The following is a 17,355-nucleotide window of genomic DNA, read 5'->3' as shown; positions in this document are numbered from 1 at the left end:
TCATCGAGTGCTTGGCAGGCATATTCGTAGCCTACAGGTGCATGTTCCTTCCCTGATCAAGACTGACTTCCAGACATCGAAGTATGGAAGAGGAAGGAACGGATAACCTATATCGGCAGCTGAGTGGAGGGATTGATCCGGGGGTGGGAGCGCAGCGACCGTTCGACGAAGTCGAACACATCGAGAGGAGGTGCAGCGCAGCAAACCGGAGGCGATGCCCCCGGATCAATCCCGGAGCGAAGGAACCCGAGCCACAGCGAGGGCCGAACGTCAGGGTAAAGCCTTTTGGGTTACCTTTTCGGCGTCTGGAAAAGGTGACCCGCCGTAAGGGCGGAACCCTCAGAAGCCGTTACCGCAGCAACGGATATGTACCCAGCCAGAAACAACCCCATCGCCTAACAGATAGCCATCGCTGGCAAGCCAGCTCCCACAGTTTTTGTGTTGTTCACAAGTTTTGGGTACACCCGAGAACACTGTGGGAGCTGGCTTGCCAGCGATGAGGCCCTGACAGCCACTACAAAACAAAGATCAATCTTGCGTTCGATAATCGCCCGAAACCCGCTTTTACTGATTGAACACAGACATCCGCGCCCCGCACCATCCGAACCACAAAATCAATAACAACAGGTTCACCACCATGCTCCCACGCCCTGCCCCGTCAGGCTGATCGCCACCGCTCCACCCCCAGATCTGCAACCCCATGTCTGCCCCGAAAGTGGCGGCAACAAATTCGTTCTGCCCCATAAAAACTAGAGAGACCCAAGTCATGACGCCTTCCAGTTACGGATTCCCCGGTTTGATCGCTCTGGCCCTGGTGGGCACCGCCCTCCCCGCAGCCGCCGAGGAAGCAGGCTTTGTCGAGGGCGCCAAGGTCAACCTGAACCTGCGCAACTTCTACATCAACCGCAACTTCACCAACCCGACCAAGGCGCAGGGCAAGGCTGAAGAGTGGACGCAGAACTTCATCCTCGACGCCAAATCCGGTTTCACCCAAGGCACCGTGGGCTTCGGCATGGACATCCTCGGCCTGTACTCGCTCAAGCTTGATGGCGGCAAAGGCACTGGCGGCACGCAACTGTTGCCGCTGGATCGTGACGGACGCCCCGCAGACAACTTCGGCCGCACCAACGTCGCGTTCAAGGCGAAGTTCTCGCAGACCGAAGTCAAGGTCGGCGAATGGATGCCGGTGCTGCCGATCCTGCGCTCTGACGACGGTCGCTCGCTGCCGCAAACCTTTCGTGGCGGGCAGATCACCTCGAAGGAAATCGACGGCCTGACGCTCTACGGCGGCCAGTTCCGCGCCAACAGCCCGCGCGACGACAGCAGCATGAGCGACATGTCGATGACCGGCAAAGCCGGGTTCACCTCAGATCGTTTCAACTTTCAGGGCGGCGAATACCTGTTCAACGAAAAACGTACGCAGATCGGCCTGTGGAACGCCGAGCTGGAAGACATTTACAGCCAGCAATACGTCAACCTGACCCACAGCCAGCCGCTGGGCGACTGGACCCTCGGCGCCAACCTCGGTTTTTTCTACGGCAAGGACGACGGCAGCGCCCGCGCCGGCGAGCTGGACAACAAGACCTGGTCCGGCATGCTCTCGGCGCGCTACGGCGGCAACACTTTCTATGTCGGCCTGCAAAAACTCACCGGCGACAGCGCGTGGATGCGCGTCAACGGCACGAGCGGCGGCACCCTGGCCAACGACAGCTACAACGCCAGTTACGACAACGCGCAAGAGCGCTCCTGGCAGATCCGCCACGACTACAACTTCGTCGCCCTCGGCGTCCCCGGCCTGACCCTGATGAACCGCTACATCAGCGGCGACAACGTACACACCGCCACCACCAGCGACGGCAAGGAATGGGGCCGCGAATCGGAACTCGGCTACACCGTACAGAGCGGCACGCTCAAGGATCTCAACGTCAGATGGCGCAACTCGACCATGCGGCGCGACTTCAGCAACAACGAATTCGACGAGAACCGCTTGATCGTCAGCTATCCGATCAGCTTGCTATAGGCCATCCGTCGGGATGGCTGGCATAGCGCCAGCCATCCATTAGAGTAAGAAAAACCTGAAGGACTCAGGCGCTGCACCTACCCGCTTCCGTTATCTGTGGATGTTGGTCCCCGCGACTCAAGCCAAGCTGTCATCGGAAGACACTGCTGATCAATGGAGGACCACCTCATGATCGCTCACCTCAAATCTGTGCCTGACTGGGACGCCACTGCGTACCAGCAATTCTCACGTCTGCGACAACGTCCGGTGTTCGAACTGCTTGAACGTATCGACCTGGTAAATCCCAACCTCATCTATGATCTGGGCTGCGGCACCGGCATTGGCACTCAAGCACTGGCCAAACGCTGGCCGCGCGCACAACTGACAGGCGTCGACAGCTCAAGGCAAATGCTCGAGCAGGCGCGATGCCTGCCGATCAAAGCCCAGTGGCAACATTGCGACCTGCAAGGCTGGAAGCCTGAAAAACCCGCCGACCTGCTGTTCGCCGCTGCCGTGCTGCACTTCATCGATGACCATCAGAATCTGCTTCCGGGATTGCTCGGGCACCTCGACCCGGGCGGCTGCCTGGCTGCGCACATGCCCGACTGGCGGGATGCGCGCTGGTATCAATTGATGCTCGATACGCTTGAGGACAGTGGCCAGAACGGCGAGCCACTGGGCACGCCGCAATTGCGCGAAAGAATGCGCAGACGCCCGCTATTGCCATTAGCCGATTACTACCATTTGCTCGCCCCGCTGTGCGCGACGGTGGACATCTGGGAGACCGAGCAGATGCAAGTGGTCGACGGCAAGTCGCCGGTTTACGACTGGATCAAGGTGTCAGCGCTGCGTGAGGTGATGCAGGGGCTGGATGCTGGCGAGCAGGCGCGGTTCATCTATCACTTTGTGATGCGGGTGCAGGCGGAGTATCCGGAGCAGCGTGACGGGCGTACGTTGTTTCCGTTCAAGCGGGTTTTCATTGTTGCCAAGAAATGATTGATCGCGGCGGCGCCATCGCTGGCAAGTCGAATCGTCGCACCGCAGCTCCCACAGGTTTTTGTGTCGTTCACAAATTTTGGGCACACCCGAGAGCACTGTGGGAGCTGGCTTGCCAGCGATGGGGCCAGTTCAGCCACAATCACTCCCGGGATTCGACACCCAATTCATCCCAGACCGACTCTGCCAAGTGGAACGTCGCATTCGCCGCCGGAATCCCGCAGTAGATCGCGCTCTGCATGATCACCTCCTTGATCTCGCCCCGGCTCACGCCGTTATTGGCGGCAGAACGCAAATGCAATTTGAGTTCACCTTCGCGGTTCATGCCGATCAGCATGGCGATGGTGATCAGGCTGCGGGTGTGGCGCGGCAGGCCCGGACGCGTCCAGATATCGCCCCAGGCGTGCCGGGTGATCATCTCCTGAAACTCCGAGTTGAACTCGGTCAGGGTGGTCAGGCTGCGATCAACATGCGCATCGCCGAGTACCGCGCGACGCACTTGCATACCGTCGTCGTAACGTTGTTTCTCGTCCACAATCTTTCCTCTCAATCAGCCTGCAAGAACGTCAGCACTCGGTCGCTGAACGCGCTGCCGGCCTGCACGTTGGACAAATGCGCCGCATAGAACTCGGCGTACTCGGCACCGCGCACATGTTCCTGAATGAAATGCCCGCCGGAGGGTGGCGTGACCGCGTCTTCCGTGCCGGCAATCACCAGCAACGGCACTTTGATCGAGCCAAGTTGATCACGGAAATCCGCATCCCGCACTGCCGCGCAATTGGCCCCGTAACCTTCCGGCGAAGTGGCCGCGAGCATGTCGGTGATCTGCTTGGCCGCCGCCGGATTGGCAGCGGAAAAGTCAGCGGTAAACCAGCGCGCAATCGACGCATCACGCAGCGCAACCATCGCTGCAGCGCCGTCACGCAGGACCATTTCAATGCGCGGATTCCACACCGACGGATCGCCGATCTTCGCCGCCGTGTTGCACACGATCAGTTTATGCAGCCGCGGCCCGGCGTTGATCCCCAGCCACTGACCGATCAACCCGCCCATCGACAACCCGCAAAAATGCGCGCGTTCGATGTGCAGCGCATCCAGCAACGCGAGCACGTCGTGGCCCAGTTGCTCGATGGTGTACGGCCCCGACGTCACCAGTGATTTACCGTGGCCTCGGGTGTCGAAGCGCAGCACGCGAAAGTGCTCGGTGAACGCCGGCATCTGCGCGTCCCACATGTGCAGATCAGTGCCCAGCGAGTTGGACAGCACCAACACCGGAGCATTGGTTGGCCCTTCAATTTGATAGTGCAGTTCGCCATCGGCGAGTTGAACGAAAGCCACAGCCCTCTCCTTTCAGTCAGACAATGCGATGTGTTCGGCCACCGCTCGCTCGACCCAGACTTGCGCCTGGCCAAGGTAGTGAGCGGGGTCGAGTAGATGATCCAGTTCAGCAGCGCTCAGCTCGGCGGTAACTTGCGGCTCATCACCGAGTACCGCACGTAAATGGCGTTGTTCGGCCACCGCGCGTTTGCAGCATTGTTCGAGCAGATGATGCGCAGTGTCGCGCCCGACCCGTTGCGCGAGGACGATGCTCACCGCTTCGGCGAGCACCAGACCTTGAGTCAATTGCAGATTGCGCGCCATGCGTGCGGCGTCGACTTCAAGACCATCAGCCAGCAGCCGCGCCTGCTGCAAGGCACCCGAAACCAAACAGCAAATCTCCGGCAGGGTTTCCCATTCCGCATGCCACAAGCCGAGGCTGCGTTCATGTTCTTGCGGCATGGCGCTGAACAGGGTCGATACCAGCCCCGGCACTCGCGTCGCAGCACCAATCAATACGGCCGCGCCGACCGGATTGCGCTTGTGCGGCATGGTCGAAGAACCGCCCTTGCCCGGAGCCGAGGGTTCGAACACTTCGGCGGCTTCGGTCTGCATCAAGAGGCTGATGTCGCGGCCAAATTTGCCGAGGCTGCCGGCGATCAAACCCAGTACCGCGCCGAACTCGACGATGCGGTCACGCTGTGTGTGCCACGGTTGTTCGGGCAAAGTCAGTTGCAGTTCTTCCGCCAACGCTTCGGCAATCGGCAATGCCTGTTCGCCCAGCGCCGCGAGCGTCCCGGAGGCGCCGCCAAATTGCAGCACCAACAGACGCGGCTTGAGTTCGCGCAGACGCTGACGACTGCGGGTCACGGCGCCGAGCCATCCGGCGATCTTCATACCCAGCGTGACTGGCGTCGCGTGTTGCAGCCAGGTGCGTCCGGCCAGCGGCGTTGCGGCGTGACGTTGTGCCTGGGTCGCCAGTGAATCGGCGAGTTGCGCCAGTTCGCCTTCGATCAGATCCAGCGCCTGACGCAATTGCAGCACCAGCCCGGAATCCATCACGTCCTGACTGGTCGCGCCCAAATGCACATAGCGCTCGGCTTCGGCATCCGCCGCCGCGATCTGCTTGCCCAACGCCTTGACCAGCGGAATCGCCGAATTGCCAGCGCTGGCAATCGCCTCGCCCAACGCTGCGAAATCGTACAGATCGGCGCGGCAGGCATTTGCGATCGGTGCGACCGCAGACGCCGGAATCAATCCAACCCGCGATTCAGCCCGAGCCAGCGCCGCTTCGAAATCGAGCATCGCCTGCACGCGGCCCTGATCGCAGAACACCTCACGCATATCGCGGGCAGTGAAATAGGCATCGAACAACTGGTTGCCCGGTCGCTGAGTCATAAAAGTCCTTGCGGGCGCGGGTCGAAATCGCCCGCGCCTATCGGTTTAAAGGTCGTGGTGCAAATACTTGGCTTGTTTGGGCAGACGGAGACTGAACAGGAACGCCACCGCCATCATCACCGTGACGTACCAATAAAACGAGTTTTCCATGCCACCCGCCTTGAGGCTCAACGCCACATATTCCGCCGAACCACCGAAGATCGCGTTGGCCACCGCATAGGCCAGACCGACGCCAAGCGCGCGGACTTCCGGCGGGAACATTTCGGCTTTCACCAGGCCGCTGATTGAGGTGTAGAAACTGACAATCGCCAGCGCCACGGTGATCAGCACCAATGCGAGAAACGGGCTGCTGACGCTTTTCAGGGTCAGCAGAATCGGCACGGTGAACAGCGTACCCAGCGCGCCGAACCACAGCATCGAATTACGGCGGCCGATCTTGTCGGCAAGCATGCCGAACAGCGGCTGCATAAACATATAAAGGAAGAGCGCGCCGGTCATGATGTAGCTGGCGGTCTTGGCGTGCATGCCGGCGGTGTTCACCAGGTATTTCTGCATGTAGGTGGTGAAGGTGTAGAAAATCAGCGAGCCGCCAGCGGTGTAGCCGAGCACGGTGATGAACGCGGCTTTGTGGTCACGGAACAACGCGCGGATGCTGCCGGCGTCCTTGTTGTCGCGCATTTCCTTGCTGGTGGTTTCTTTCAGCGTGCGACGCAGGAACAGCGAGATCAACGCCGCAGCCGCGCCGACCACAAACGGAATCCGCCAGCCGTAGGCACGCAATTCTTCCTCACTGAGGAACTGCTGCAGAATCACCACCAGCAACACCGCCAGCAGTTGCCCGCCGATCAAAGTCACGTATTGGAACGAGGCGAAAAACCCGCGCTGGCCCTTCAGTGCAACTTCGCTCATGTAAGTCGCGGTGGTGCCGTACTCGCCGCCGACCGACAGGCCTTGCAGCAGACGTGCGAACAGCAACAGCACCGGCGCCCAGACGCCGATGTCCTTGTAGGTCGGCAGACAGGCAATCAGCAGCGAGCCGAAGCACATCATCAGAATCGAGATCAGCATCGAATTCTTGCGCCCGTGCTTGTCCGCCACCCGGCCAAAAATCCAGCCGCCGATCGGCCGCATCAGGAACCCGGCGGCGAACACGCCAGCGGTGTTGACCAATTGCACCGTGGGATTGTCGGAGGGAAAAAACGCCGGGGCGAAATAGATCGCGCAAAAGGCGTAGACGTAGAAGTCGAACCATTCGACCAGGTTGCCGGACGAGGCGCCGACAATCGCGAAGATGCGCTTGCTGCGCTCTTCACCGGTGTAATGCGAGGCCAGGGTTGTCATTGTTTTTTACTCTGTGGGGACAGTGAGAGTCTAGACACACTTAGTAACAGTCCCGTTCCGCAATGGATCAGCACCCAGCTCTTGGGCAGCCTTTGTGGCGAGGGGATTTATCCCCGTTCGAGTGCGAAGCACTCGCAAATCAGAGGCACGCGATTTATATGAAACTACGCGCTGACTGGTTTTGGGGCCGCTTCGCTGCCCAACGGGGATAAATCCCCTCGCCACAGGTGATCGCTGACCACTGATGTACCGATCAGTAATCGAAGAACACCGTCTCGGCATCAGTGCCCTGCAAGATCACATTCCACTGATAAACCCCCGCCGCATCCTGCTTCGCCAACAAAGTCGCGCGGCGCTCGGCCGGCACGCATTCCAGCAATGGATCGTCGACGTTGGCCGGATCGCCTTCGAAGTAAATCCGCGTCAGCAAGTGCTTGACCAAGCCACGAGCAAACACCAACACCACCAGATGCGGCGCTTGAGTCGACCCCTTCAAGCCTTCAACCGTACCCGGTTTGATCGTGGTAAAGCGGAAGCGCCCTTCGGCATCCACCGGCACCCGGCCAAAACCTTCAAAGTTCGGGTCCAACGCTTTAGCCTGCTCATCTTCTGGATGGTCGTACTTGCCGGCGGCATTCGCCTGCCAGACTTCGAGCATCGCGTCGTTGACGACATCGCCGTTGCCATCAATCACCTGCCCGGTGATCGCCACGCGCTCGCCAAGGGTCAGTTCATTGGCGAGGTTTACGCGATTCAGCCAGGTCAGGCCGATGTGGTAATACGGCCCGACGGTGTGGGACGTGGTTGCGGTCAGGCTCATCTTATTTCTCCATCGGCGTGGCTTCACGCCCGCGCAGCACGATGTCCCAGCGATACGCCAGGGCGTAGGACGGAATGGTTTTTTCCAGATCGAACGCGGCGATCAGGCGTTCCTTGGCCGAAGTGTCCGGCACGCAGTTGTAGATCGGGTCGTAGGGCAGCAGCGGATCACCCGGGAAGTACATCTGCGTGACCAGTCGTGTGAGGATGCTCGGGCCGAACAGCGAAAAGTGCACGTGCGCAGGGCGCCAGGCGTTGTGGTGATTGCCCCACGGATAGGCACCGGGCTTGATGGTCTGGAACTGATACCAACCGTCAGCATCGGTGACGGTGCGGCCAGTGCCAGTGAAATTCGGGTCGAGCGGCGCGTCGTGCAGGTCGCGGGCATGGTTGTAGCGACCGGCGGCGTTGGCCTGCCAGATCTCCACCAGAATCCCCGGCACCGGCAAACCGTCTTCATCGAGTACACGGCCGTGGATGATGATCCGCTCACCGAGCGGCTCGCCTGGGTGCTGGGCAGTCAAATCGTTATCGGTGTCGGCCACGCGCTCGGCGCCGATGGTCGGCCCGGTGATTTCCGACAGCGAATGCGGCAGAAACACCAACGGCTTGGACGGCGAGCGCAGATTGGTCGATTGATAATTCGGGTGCAGGTAAGGCGGTTGGGTGCCTTCCTGTGGGCGGCGGTAACCAGGCTTGTCAGTCATTTCGCTTTCCTCGGTTCTTATATTCGCAGCGGTGCGTCAGACGCGTTCGATGGCCAGCGCCAGACCCTGGCCGACCCCGACGCACATGGTCGCCAGCGCTTTCTTGCCTTGAATTTTTTCAAGCTGGTGCAGCGCAGTCAGCACCAACCGTGCACCGCTCATGCCCAATGGGTGACCCAAGGCAATCGCACCGCCGTTCGGATTGACCTGCGCTGCGTCGTCGGCCAGACCCAGTTCGCGCAACACTGCCAAACCCTGGCTGGCGAACGCTTCATTGAGTTCGATCACATCGAAATCGTTGATCGCCACACCGAGGCGCTCGATGAGTTTGCGCACTGCCGGCACCGGGCCGATGCCCATCACCCGTGGCGCAACACCGGCGCTGGCCATGCCCAGCACTTTGGCGCGGGCAGTCAGACCGTGTTTTTTCACCGCTTCGGCCGAGGCCAGAATCAGCGCAGCGGCACCGTCGTTAACGCCCGAGGCATTGCCGGCGGTGACGGTTTTGTCCGGGCCGTTGACTGGCTTGAGTTTGGTCAAGGCTTCAAGCGTGGTGTCGGCACGCGGATGTTCGTCCTGACTGACCACGGTTTCGCCCTTCTTGTGCGCGATGCGCACTTCGACGATTTCTTCGGCGAAGTAGCCTGCGGCTTGGGCGGCGGCCGTGCGTTGCTGACTGCGCAGGGCGAAAGCGTCCTGATCCGCGCGGGAAATCCGGTAGTCGTCGGCGACGTTGTCGGCGGTCTGCGGCATCGCATCGACGCCATATTGCGCTTTCATCAACGGGTTGATGAAACGCCAGCCGATGGTGGTGTCTTCGAGCTTCATGTTGCGCGAGAACGCCGCGTCAGCCTTGCCCATCACGAACGGCGCGCGCGACATCGACTCAACGCCGCCGGCAATTGCCAGCTCCATCTCGCCGCTGGCGATGGCGCGGAACGCGGTGCCGATGGCGTCCATTCCGGAAGCGCACAGGCGATTGAGGGTCACGCCGGGCACAGTTTCCGGCAGACCGGCCAACAGCAGCGCCATGCGCGCGACGTTGCGGTTGTCTTCGCCGGCCTGGTTGGCGCAGCCGAGGAAAACTTCGTCCACGGCAGTCCAGTCCACCGATGGGTTGCGCTGCATGAGCGCCTTGATCGGCACGGCGGCCAGATCATCGGCACGCACATTGGCGAGTCCACCGCCGAAACGGCCAATCGGGGTGCGAATCGCGTCGCAGATATAGACGTCACGCATCATGCTTCTCCCGGTGCCTGGCCGTGGGCGGCTGCGGTGCGCGCTTCGAGGTCGCGCAGTGCAGTCAGCTCAATCTCGGTCGGTTCAGCGGTTTGCTCGACGGTCTCGGCAAAACGGATCGCCCAACCAGTGGCAGCGATTACCTGCTCGCGAGTCACGCCCGGATGCAGTGCGGTGACCACGAATTCGTGGGTGCCCGCCTCCGGTTCCATGATGCACAAGTCGGTGATGATGCCGACCGGGCCAGCGCCCGGCAGGCCCAGACGCTTGCGTGAATCGCCGCCCTCGCCATGCCCGACCGAAGTGATGAAATCGAGCTTGTCGACAAACGAACGTGCCGACTGTTTAAGGATGATCAACACGCTTTTCGCCGAACCGGCAATCTCCGGCGCGCCACCGGCACCCGGCAGACGCACTTTCGGCGCGTGGTAATCGCCGACCACGGTGGTGTTGATGTTGCCGAAACGGTCGACCTGCGCCGCACCGAGAAAACCGACGTCGATGCGTCCGCCCTGCAACCAATAGCGAAAAATCTCACCGGTCGGGACGACGGTGTCGGCGGTTTCCGCCAGTTCGCCGTCGCCGATCGAGAGTGGCAATACGCTTGGCTTGGCGCCAATCGGGCCGGATTCGTAGATCAGCACCACGTCCGGCGACGAGGTCAGACGGGCGAGGTTGGCGGCTTTGGAGGGCAGGCCGATGCCGACGAAGCATACCGAACCGTTTTTCAAACGGCGGGCGGCGGCGACGGTCATCATTTCATTGGTGGTGTAAGTCATTACTTGGCCTCCGAAGCAGCAGCCAGCTTGGCCTGAAACTCGCTGAAATCAGCACAGCCATGGATGTATTCGTCGATCCACGCGGTAAACGTCTGACGGTCGCGAGCGATCGCGTCCCACGCTTGGTAGAAGCGATTGTCGCGCTGGTTGTAACCGTGGGCGTAGGACGGATGCGCGCCGCCGGGTACATGGCAAACCGCGCTCAAGGCCCAGGTCGGCAGGACGCAGGAGTTCATCGGCGCTTTGAGGTTATCGACGATTTCCTCGACGGTGACGATGCAGCGCTTGGCGGCCAGCGCGGCTTCTTTCTGCACGCCGAGAATGCCCCACAGCAATACGTTGCCTTTGCGGTCAGCCTTCTGCGCGTGGATCACGGTCACGTCCGGACGCACCGATGGCACTGCCGCCAACACTTCGCCAGTGAACGGGCAGGTGACGGTTTTGATCAGCGGATTGACCTTCGGCAGGTCAGAACCGGCGTAGGCCCGCAGCACCGCGAACGGTAGGCCGGAAGCGCCGGCGACGTAGGCATTCGCCAGGTCGGCGTGGCTGTGTTCTTCGATCTCCAGCGGCTGCGGCCACTGCTTTTCGACCGCATCACGCAGACGGTGCAGCGAACCCACGCCAGGGTTGCCGCCCCAGGAGAAAATCAGCTTGCGTGCACAACCGGCACCGATCAGTTGGTCGTAGATCAGGTCAGGCGTCATCCGCACCAGGGTCAGATCTTTCTTGCCCTGCCGAATGATTTCATGACCTGCCGCCGTAGGGATCAGGTGCGTGAAGCCTTCGAGCGCAACGGTGTCACCGTCGTTGACGAATTGCTTCACCGCGTCGTGCAGCGAAAGGATCTCAGCCATGGAGCGGGCTCCCGTTTTTGTAATGAATCGCCAGTGATAAAAAGGCGCGAGGTTCAGCGCCGGAGTCACTGCAGATTAAGCCGCTGAAATTTGCCAAACAATCCGATAATCGACTGAGTGTTCGTTTATCGAACAGATTGTTGTCTGCCTACCGTTCTGTGTTGCCTGCAAAAGATCGCAGCCTTCGGCAGCTCCTACAGGGGCTCGCATTCCAAATGTAGGAGCTGCCGAAGGCTGCGATCTTTTCGCTTCACACTAATCCGTCAAGTCGCATCCGCATGGCTGACCAGGCCTTTGATCACCACCGCCGTCGCAGCCAACCCTGCCGGAATCACCAGTGCCGTCAGCACCTGCTCGAAATTCCAGCCGAGGCCGAGCAAGGTCGCGCCCATCCACGCGCCGAGAATCGCGCCGAAGCGGCCAATCCCGAGCATCCACGACACACCGGTCGCGCGGCCCTGGGTCGGATAGAACCGCGCCGCCAGCGACGGCATGGCCGATTGCGCGCCGTTGACGCACATACCCGCAACCAAAACCAACGTCGCCAGCAAGGTGATGTTGCCGAGACTCTGGCCAACCGCGTAGGCAAACACCCCGGCCAGCAGGTAGAAAATGCCGATGACCTTGTGCGGATTGAAGCGGTCCATCGCCCAGCCTACGCCGACCGCGCTCAACACCCCGCCAAACTGGAACAACGCGCCGATGAACGCCGCTTGTTCCATGCTCGCGCCGCTGTCTCGCATCAAGGTCGGCAGCCAACTGGTCAGCAGGTAAACGATCACCAGGCCCATGAAATAGGTCAGCCATAGCAACAACGTGCCGGTGCTGTAGGTGCCGGAGAAGATCACCGCGAACACATTGCGCGCCTTGACGGTTTGCTGCTCCGGCACGCTGAAGCTCGAGGCCTGGGCAACGATGCTTGGTTCAATCGGTGCGAGAGTCTTGCGCACTTTGTCGGTGCCACGGTTACGCACCACCAGGTAGCGCGCCGATTCCGGCAGCCAGAACAGCAGCACCACAGTCAGGATCAGCGGCAGAACCCCGCCAATCAGCAGCAAGCTGTGCCAGCCGAACGCCGGAATCAACTTGGCCGAGATAAACCCGCCACCGGCCATACCCAGGTTGAAACCGCAGAACATGCTGGTCACCAGCAGCGACTTTTTGCGCTCCGGGGTGTACTCCGAGAGCAGCGTGGTGGCGTTGGGCATGCCGGCGCCGAGACCTAATCCGGTGAGGAAGCGCAGCACCAACAGTTGGTCTACGTTGGTGGCGTAAGCCGAGGCCAGGCTGAAAGCGCCGAACAGAAACACCGCGCCAACCAGTACGACTTTTCGCCCGAAGCGGTCAGCCAGTGGCCCGGAGCCGAGTGCGCCGAAGACCATGCCGATCAGCGCGGCGCTCATCACCGGGCCGAGACTGGCGCGGTCGATGCCCCAGTCCTGCGACAGCGCCGGGGCGATGAAACCCATGGCTGCGGTGTCGAGGCCATCGAGAAAGACAATCAGAAAACACAGGATCACCACCCGCCACTGATAGCGCGAGATCGGTTGGGCATTGATGAAGGACTGCACGTCGAGGCAGTTACCGACAGCGGACTGGGGCTGGTTCATTATTTTTATTCCACGCAAAAAACGCAGTCGAACGGCGGCCGGCCCAATTCAGGCACGGACACAAGAATAGAAGTTTGAAATCAGGCGTTGCTGGGCGGGCCAGAGGGGAACGTGCGCATCGGGAGTTGCCTCTTGTCTTTATTATTGGAGCGTCAGCATCCGGTTGCCGAAAGGAGCATGTACCGGATGACGCTGCCGCGACATTAATGATCCGGAGGTTTGAGCGTCAATTCGATAAACGCAACTCTGTGCGTTTATCGAACAGCTTCCTCAGGCGAAAAGTTGGGCGCTGAGGTCGCGGCTGGCGCTGAGCAAGCCGGGCAAGAAGCGTTGTTCCAGCTCGGTGCGGCTGACGCGCCCGGCGTGGGTGCTGACGTTGAGCGCCGCGACCACCTGGCCGGACGCGTCGTAGACCGGCACGGCAATTGAGCGCAGGCCTTGCTCCAGTTCCTGATCGACAATGCACCAGCCCTGCTGCCGGACTTCCTGCAAACATTCGAGCAACGTGTCGGCGGTGTGAATGGTGCGGCTGGTCTTGGCCACCAGTTCAGCGTGATCCAGGTATTCGCGCAGCGAGGTGTCATCCAGCGCCGCCAGCAGAATCCGCCCCATCGACGTGCAATAGGCCGGCAGGCGCCCGCCCACCGACAGATCGACCGAGATCAGCCGTTGGGTGGTAGCGGAACGCGCGATATACAGAATGTCGTCGCCTTCCAGTGTGGCCATGTTGCAGGCTTCGTGGAGTTGCTCGCTCATGCGGTCGAGATACGGCTGGGCGGAAACGGCCAGTGGTGTCGAAGACAGATAGGCGTGGCCGAGGGTCAGGACTTTCGGCAGCAGCGAGTAAGTGCGGCCATCGGTGGTGGCGTAGCCAAGTTTGATCAGCGTATGCAGACAACGACGCACGGCGGCGCGGGGGATTTCCGTGCGGTGGCTGATCTGCGCGATGGTCAGGTGGCGCTTGCGCTCCTGAAACGCCTGCACCACCGCCAGACCACGGGCCAGCGAGGTCATGAAGTCCGGGTCACCGGTCAGCGCCTGAATGCGTTTGGCCGGCGAGGCCACGATCGGCGGCGCCACTGAAGTGAAGGAGTTGCGCATCTGATCGTTCATTTCGGGTCCTTTGTCCTGTGCGGATCTGCGGCTATACAAGCTGCTCACGGCGCAATGCACAAGCATCGGGCCACCAAGATTGGGCGATTATCGAACCGTCGACCGATTATCGCAACCGCCCGGCCCCGCTCGCCGAGCCTGCATCTGAACTTGAGCTGCGCTATTTAAGTTGTTCGACTAAATGGCGCCAGAAACACACCACTTCAGAACATCGATGCAACTACCGCTAAAAGTTGCTGGTCACAAAACAATCACACATCCCGAACCGTTTTTAACTTGGCAAAGATAGTCATTCCCGAATCGGCCGCTATAATGCACTTCAGTGGCGCTGCGCAATTACTTGCCGAGAGTGCCGCCGGCTGACGCGATGTCCATTGTTGTCAGCCCCAGCCAGCGCCTGATGCTCATTATTCATGCACCGCCAGCGCGCTCGCTGAAACAGGAAGCTGATGCTGCGTCAGTTTTAATCTGGTGCCGTAGCCGCCTGCAACACGGAAGTCTTGACCCCGCCGATTGCCCCGCTGCCTGTTCAGGTTGCGTCGTGTCGGTGAATCGGTTCAATTGATTCGTTGCAGTGTGTTCACCAGACCTTCAACTCAACTCAAACAGGTAGCACTGTGACGAAAGACGAACTGCGCGCGGAACTTGAGCGCCAGGAACAACGTTACAAGGATGTTTACGGCGGGGAAGTCACCACCTACGCCGCCCAGCCAGAACCTGAACGCAAAGCCTGGCGTAAACGCCCTACCGTTCAGGATCAGGTCTTCCAGCAGGAACTGAAAAAAATGGAAGAGGAACTCAAACCAGAAGAGCCGTGAGCCTCTGGCGCTGAGTTGTGACCCGTTTCCGAGATTTTTCGCACAGGCGTTCAAGCCCCCGCAGCACGGGGTGTTGCGCTTGCGACGTGGCTATTTTTTCAAGCCAATCAAAGACTTGTAAAACCGGGTAAAACACTCGGGGGTTACGCTTTGCCACAAATTAATTCGATGAAGATTGTTACCGATGAGCAGGTAGGGCATCGATTTCCAGTCTTTTCTGGCATAATCGCGCCCCCTTATGACCGGGTCAGAAAACCTTCATGATCGATTTATTCAGCGGACTGGATGCTTGGGTGCTTGTGAGCCTCTTGCTCGCCCTGGCGTTTGTCCTCGCCTTCGAGTTCATCAATGGATTTCATGACACCGCTAACGCGGTAGCCACTGTTATCTACACCAAAGCGATGCCGCCCCACCTGGCGGTGTTCTTCTCCGGTGTCTTCAATTTCCTCGGCGTGCTGCTGGGCGGGGTTGGCGTGGCGTATGCCATCGTTCACCTGCTGCCGGTGGAACTGCTGATCAACGTCAACACCGGCCACGGTCTGGCGATGGTGTTCTCGTTGCTCGCCGCCGCGATCACCTGGAACCTGGGCACCTGGTACTTCGGTATCCCGGCCTCCAGTTCGCACACGCTGATCGGTTCGATCCTTGGCGTCGGCCTGGCCAACGCGCTGATCAACGACATTCCGTTGGCTGACGGGGTCAACTGGCAGAAAGCGATCGATATCGGCGCCTCGCTGGTGTTCTCGCCGATGGCCGGTTTCCTGATTGCCGCACTGATCCTGATCGGTCTGAAATGGTGGCGTCCGCTGTCCAAGATGCACAAGACCCCGGAACAGCGCCGCAAGATCGACGACAAGAAGCACCCACCGTTCTGGAATCGTCTGGTACTGGTGATCTCGGCCATGGCCGTGAGCTTCGTGCACGGTTCCAACGATGGCCAGAAAGGCATCGGCCTGATCATGCTCGTACTGATCGGTATCGTCCCGGCGCAATTCGTACTCGATCTCGGCAGCACCACTTACCAGATCGAACGCACCCGCGACGCGACCCTGCACCTGAGCCAGTTCTACAAGCGCAACGGCGACACGCTGGGTGAGTTCCTCGCGCTGGGCAAAAGCGTCGAAGGCGATCTGCCGGAGAAATTCCGTTGCAACCCGCAACAGACCGAACCGACTATCTCCGCCCTCCTCGATACACTTAAAGGTGTAGCGGATTACCACTCGCTGTCCTCGGAAAGCCGTATAGAAGTGCGTCGCTACCTGCTCTGCCTGGACGACACCGCGAAGAAAGTCAGCAAGTTGCCTGGCCTGGCTGCCCGTGAAAAGGCTGATCTGGACAAACTGCGCAAAGACCTGACCACCACCACCGAATACGCCCCGTTCTGGGTGATTCTGGCAGTGGCACTGGCCTTGGGCCTGGGCACCATGGTCGGCTGGAAACGCGTAGTACTGACCATCGGCGAGAAGATCGGCAAGCAAGGCATGACCTACTCCCAAGGCATGTCGGCGCAGATCACCACAGCCACTCTTATCGGCATGGCCAACATCTTCAGTCTGCCGGTGTCGACCACCCACGTCCTGTCCTCGGGCGTGGCGGGCACCATGGTCGCGAACAAAAGCGGTCTGCAAGGTGGCACGGTGAAGACCATCCTGTTGGCTTGGGTGCTGACCTTGCCGGCTACGGTTGGTCTGTCGGCTGGGTTGTTCTGGCTGGCGTCGAAGGCGTTGGGTAGCTGATAGATAGTTGTGTTGAAGAAGGCGTGATTCGAGAGGATCGCGCCTTTTTTGTTTGGAATGGGGGGTTGGGGGTTGGGGGCATATCCGTTTTTTTTGGTAGCGGCTGCTGGCGGTTTCGCTCTTACAGCGAGTCACCTTTTCCAAACGCCGAAAAGGTAACCCAAAAGGCTTCTCCCTGGCGTACGGCACTTCGCTTAAGCTCAGTGTTCCCTCGCTACGGCGCCCATCAGGGGGCATCGCCTCCGGTTTGCTTCGCTGCACCTCCTCTCGATGTATGCGGCTTCGCCGCACGGCGCTGCGCGCCTACCCCTGATGAGCGCCTACGCTCGGCCTGCCGATGGGGCTTGAGATCAAAAGTCACATCAAAAGCCGGATCAAGAGCCCCTCACCCTAGCCCTCTCCCAGAGGGAGAGGGAACTGACCGAGTGGTTTGGCAGAGGTGCGCCGACGTGAAATACCGAGCCGAACTCAGGCTATGAAAAGACCACAAATCGGCTCCCTCTCCTCGGGGAGAGGGCTGGGGTGGGTAAATACCGGGTACATCCTTTACGTTTGAGACCGGGGACATGGTTTACAGGTATCAATCATGGTCAGGAGGTGCTGACCATGCCCTGGAATCAAGAGTC

16 protein-coding genes are annotated in these 17,355 nt (G+C 60.2%); 4 read left to right on the top strand and 12 right to left on the bottom strand.

What is annotated here, in order from left to right:
* Nucleotides 1-564: 564 nt before the first annotated feature.
* Entirely contained in the window at nt 565-768 is a 204-nt protein-coding gene (locus ACP7EE_RS27405; RefSeq protein WP_426238122.1) for a hypothetical protein, read from the bottom strand.
* On the opposite strand from ACP7EE_RS27405, the gene ACP7EE_RS27400 reads away from it, so the two are divergent.
* Nucleotides 767-2,020 (top strand): OprD family porin, encoded by a 1,254-nt coding sequence (locus ACP7EE_RS27400; RefSeq protein WP_426238120.1) that lies wholly within the window; start codon nt 767-769, stop codon nt 2,018-2,020. The genes ACP7EE_RS27405 and ACP7EE_RS27400 overlap by 2 nt on opposite strands.
* 168 nt (nt 2,021-2,188) lie before the next feature.
* A complete protein-coding gene (locus ACP7EE_RS27395; RefSeq protein ID WP_426238118.1) occupies nt 2,189-2,995 on the top strand; it encodes a methyltransferase domain-containing protein in 807 nt (268 codons plus the stop codon).
* Between the two features lie 142 nt (nt 2,996-3,137).
* Here ACP7EE_RS27395 and pcaC read toward each other — a convergent pair whose 3' ends face one another.
* The 11 genes from pcaC to pcaR form a co-directional block, all read right to left on the bottom strand.
* A complete protein-coding gene (pcaC, locus tag ACP7EE_RS27390; RefSeq protein WP_426238116.1) occupies nt 3,138-3,530 on the bottom strand; it encodes a 4-carboxymuconolactone decarboxylase in 393 nt (130 codons plus the stop codon).
* An 11-nt stretch (nt 3,531-3,541) separates the two neighbouring features.
* Complete coding sequence (gene pcaD, locus ACP7EE_RS27385; protein ID WP_426238114.1) at nt 3,542-4,333, bottom strand: 3-oxoadipate enol-lactonase; 792 nt, start codon at nt 4,331-4,333, stop codon at nt 3,542-3,544.
* A gap of 12 nt (nt 4,334-4,345) precedes the next feature.
* On the bottom strand, nt 4,346-5,710 hold the full coding sequence (locus tag ACP7EE_RS27380; RefSeq protein ID WP_426238112.1) for a 3-carboxy-cis,cis-muconate cycloisomerase: 1,365 nt from the start codon (nt 5,708-5,710) through the stop codon (nt 4,346-4,348).
* 45 nt (nt 5,711-5,755) lie between these two features.
* On the bottom strand, nt 5,756-7,051 hold the full coding sequence (locus ACP7EE_RS27375) for an MFS family transporter (protein WP_426238110.1): 1,296 nt from the start codon (nt 7,049-7,051) through the stop codon (nt 5,756-5,758).
* 253 nt (nt 7,052-7,304) lie between these two features.
* Nucleotides 7,305-7,871, bottom strand: coding sequence for a protocatechuate 3,4-dioxygenase subunit alpha (gene pcaG / locus ACP7EE_RS27370; RefSeq protein ID WP_426238108.1), 567 nt, complete (start codon nt 7,869-7,871; stop codon nt 7,305-7,307).
* A gap of 1 nt (nt 7,872) precedes the next feature.
* Complete coding sequence (gene pcaH, locus ACP7EE_RS27365; protein WP_426238106.1) at nt 7,873-8,577, bottom strand: protocatechuate 3,4-dioxygenase subunit beta; 705 nt, start codon at nt 8,575-8,577, stop codon at nt 7,873-7,875.
* Between the two features lie 36 nt (nt 8,578-8,613).
* Nucleotides 8,614-9,819: a 3-oxoadipyl-CoA thiolase gene (pcaF, locus tag ACP7EE_RS27360; RefSeq protein WP_426238104.1), complete on the bottom strand. Its 1,206-nt coding sequence runs from the start codon at nt 9,817-9,819 to the stop codon at nt 8,614-8,616.
* Nucleotides 9,816-10,595, bottom strand: a complete 780-nt coding sequence (locus ACP7EE_RS27355; protein ID WP_426238102.1) for a CoA-transferase subunit beta — start codon at nt 10,593-10,595, stop codon at nt 9,816-9,818. Before ACP7EE_RS27355 ends, pcaF begins: the two co-directional genes overlap by 4 nt.
* Entirely contained in the window at nt 10,595-11,452 is an 858-nt protein-coding gene (locus tag ACP7EE_RS27350) for a CoA transferase subunit A (protein WP_426238100.1), read from the bottom strand. The genes ACP7EE_RS27355 and ACP7EE_RS27350 overlap by 1 nt, the downstream gene beginning before the upstream one ends.
* 263 nt (nt 11,453-11,715) lie before the next feature.
* A complete protein-coding gene (locus tag ACP7EE_RS27345; RefSeq protein WP_420648186.1) occupies nt 11,716-13,062 on the bottom strand; it encodes an MFS transporter in 1,347 nt (448 codons plus the stop codon).
* A gap of 270 nt (nt 13,063-13,332) precedes the next feature.
* A complete protein-coding gene (gene pcaR / locus ACP7EE_RS27340) occupies nt 13,333-14,175 on the bottom strand; it encodes a pca regulon transcriptional regulator PcaR (protein WP_420648187.1) in 843 nt (280 codons plus the stop codon).
* A gap of 617 nt (nt 14,176-14,792) precedes the next feature.
* On the opposite strand from pcaR, the gene ACP7EE_RS27335 reads away from it, so the two are divergent.
* Both ACP7EE_RS27335 and ACP7EE_RS27330 read left to right on the top strand, forming a co-directional pair.
* Complete coding sequence (locus tag ACP7EE_RS27335; protein ID WP_420648188.1) at nt 14,793-14,993, top strand: hypothetical protein; 201 nt, start codon at nt 14,793-14,795, stop codon at nt 14,991-14,993.
* Between the two features lie 260 nt (nt 14,994-15,253).
* Nucleotides 15,254-16,729, top strand: coding sequence for an inorganic phosphate transporter (locus tag ACP7EE_RS27330; RefSeq protein WP_420648189.1), 1,476 nt, complete (start codon nt 15,254-15,256; stop codon nt 16,727-16,729).
* Nucleotides 16,730-17,355 lie beyond the last annotated feature (626 nt).

Source organism: Pseudomonas sp. TWP3-2 (assembly GCF_049897765.1).
In the GTDB taxonomy this organism is placed as follows: Bacteria; Pseudomonadota; Gammaproteobacteria; order Pseudomonadales; family Pseudomonadaceae; genus Aquipseudomonas.
This window is presented reverse-complemented; position numbering and strand designations above follow the sequence as displayed.